The organism is Providencia sp. PROV261, assembly GCF_028477945.1.
Taxonomy (GTDB): domain Bacteria; phylum Pseudomonadota; class Gammaproteobacteria; order Enterobacterales; family Enterobacteriaceae; genus Providencia; species Providencia stuartii.
Genome location: NZ_JAMPMC010000089.1, coordinates 1 through 2,459 on the forward strand (window position 1 = coordinate 1; position 2,459 = coordinate 2,459).

Genomic DNA, 2,459 nt, shown 5'->3' on the forward strand with positions numbered 1-2,459 from the left:
TATTACTATATCAGCTGCATTAAAGACAGTCTTAACGAATCCAGAGACATTTAGAGCACGTTTAAGTAGATAATTATCCTATTCTCCTAATTAAAAGTAACAGTTTAAATTAGGAGCAACAGAAAAAAACGGTTAGTTTTTTATTTTTGTGTCATAGATTCTGATATCGCGATCAATTTTTTGTATTCAGGATAAAGCCATTTAGTTTTTTCTTGTTCTCCGTTAGGGTAAATAAAGGTTGCTATTGAATCTTCATTTTTATTTTTAGGTCCAATACTGTACGTTTTCATATTTGCTTTATAATCAATATTTACATTGATATTATTAGCTTTTTTTACTTTATAAGTCATAGTTTCGTATTTGGCGATTAGCCAAAATGACATCTCGTGACCACCAATAAAATCTTCTGTAATCAACGGGAATAACGTTAATGTCTCATTAAAATCCCCTGATTTTTTTTCATAGCCACCATCAAATGTGGCTGGCGCGTTATTGTCTAATACAAAGCTAATTTTTTTACCTAAATTATCTGATATTAAAGGATCAATTTTTGACGGATCTTTGAGTGTGACTTCAAAAACAAAATTGCTGAGTTTCCAGTCACATTTTCCGCCACCAGACTGAGGGATATTCGCTTCCAGTTGATTCGAAGCATTCATCGTTAGGGGATATTGTTCACGATGGTATCCTGGAACCGTGTAGACCTCCATATTGGAGGTTCGGTTTTCTTTGCGGCAGATTTCAGAACGATATACCGCATAAATCGGGGATGACGCTAATTCTTGAGGGACTGTTATAAACCTTTAGGATGGATTTAGGTGTTATGTGTGTTTGGTGCTTAAAATCGTGTTAAGGCGTTCTAATGGTGTCTAACGGGCGGTTTAAGTGGTAAACTCTCCCGTTTAATATAATGGGTCTTATTGAAATTTGAAAATAGGCATCCTGTTTTTATTTGGCTGACATAGATTCTGATATATCAATCAGTTTGTCGTATTGGGGATTATATTCACCATAAACAATATTGCCATTTGGATATATCATTGTTGGTTTTGCACCTTTTTCTTTCTTTTTAACGCTAACCCAATGACTTATCACATTTGATTTATAATCAATGTTAATATTGATTATATTGGTGTTTTTGACTTTATATGTCATGGTTTCGTATTTAGCTATTAGCCAAAACGATTTCTCGTGACCGCCAATAAAACTTTCTCTAATCAACGGAAATAACGTTAATGTTTCATTAATATCCCCTGATTTTTGTTCATAACCGCCATCAAAAGTCGCTGGAGCGTTATTATCCAATACAAAAGTCGCTTCAGAACCAAAGTTTTTTGATATCAATGGGTCTATTTTTGACGGGTCTTTGAGTTTAACTTCAAATTTAATATTGCTAAGTTTCCATTCACATTTTCCGCCGCCGGATTGAGGTATATCTGCTTCCACTTGATTCGAAGCATTCATCGTTAGGGGATATTGTTCACGATGGTATCCCGGAACCGTGTAGACCTCCATATTGGAGGTTCGGTTTTCTTTGCGGCAGATTTCAGAACGATATACCGCATAAATCGGGGATGACGCTAATTCTTGAGGGAGCGTTGCTGTAAAATGAAGGCTTTCCCCATTGATTGGGGGAATAAAGGTGTCACTTTTTGCACACCCTTGCAAAAAGAATACACTTAATAACGCAGTGAAAGCGGTTTTATGACACAGAAATTTCATAAGTTTCTTCCTTAAAACGTTCAAGTGACAGTTTTAATATATCATTTTGAGCAAATTTTTGTAATTCATCTTCAAGTGCCATAAAAGTGGTAGCTTGTGCCTTTTGTCGATTTCAATGTATTTTTCCATTCAATCTCAAGGTTGTTAAAAACGTCATCAAACACCACAGAAACTGTTATAAACCTTTAGGATGGATTTAGGTGTTATGTGTGTTTAGTGCTTAAAATCGTGTTAAGGCGTTCTAATGGTGTCTAACGGGCGGTTTAAGTGGTAAACTCGCCCGTTTAATATAATGGGTCTTATTGAAATTTGAAAATATGCATCCTATTTTTATTTAGAGGACATAGATTCGGATATTTCAAGTAGCTTTTTGTATTGGGGAAAGCGTTCTCTGGTTACCTCTTGTTCCCCATTAGGATAAATAAAGGTAGCCATTGAATCTTTATTTTTCTTTTTTGGTCCAATACTGTAAGTTTTTATGGCTGATTTGTAATCAAAATTAATATTGATATTCTTAGCGCTTTTCACTTTATAGGTCATCGTTTCATATTTTGCAATTAACCAAAATGACTTCTCATGACCACCAATGAAATCTTCTGTAATCAACGGAAATAAGGTTAATATCTCATAAAAATCCCCTGATTTTTTTTCATAGCCGCCATCAAAAGTCGCTGGCGCATTGTTATCAAGCACGAAGGTGACTTCTATTCCAAAGTTTTCTGAAATTAACTGATCAA

1 protein-coding gene and 2 pseudogenes are annotated in these 2,459 nt (G+C 34.8%); all 3 read right to left on the reverse strand.

The features are described from left to right. Positions 1 to 140 precede the first annotated feature (140 nt). Positions 141 to 794, reverse strand: a pseudogene (locus PR675_RS20685) (hypothetical protein); the annotation flags it as partial. Between the two features lie 154 nt (positions 795 to 948). After that, the gene (locus PR675_RS20690) at positions 949 to 1,722 is read right to left on the reverse strand and encodes a hypothetical protein (protein WP_272582975.1); all 774 of its coding nucleotides are present in this window, start codon (positions 1,720 to 1,722) and stop codon (positions 949 to 951) included. A 330-nt stretch (positions 1,723 to 2,052) separates the two neighbouring features. Continuing rightward, positions 2,053 to 2,459 (reverse strand): annotated as a pseudogene (locus PR675_RS20695) (hypothetical protein); the annotation flags it as partial.

Bases quoted from the DNA above. Each gene is read 5' to 3' on its own strand.
- PR675_RS20690 (WP_272582975.1), bottom strand. From the start codon at position 1,722: ATGAAATTTCTGTGTCATAAAACCGCTTTCACTGCGTTATTAAGTGTA.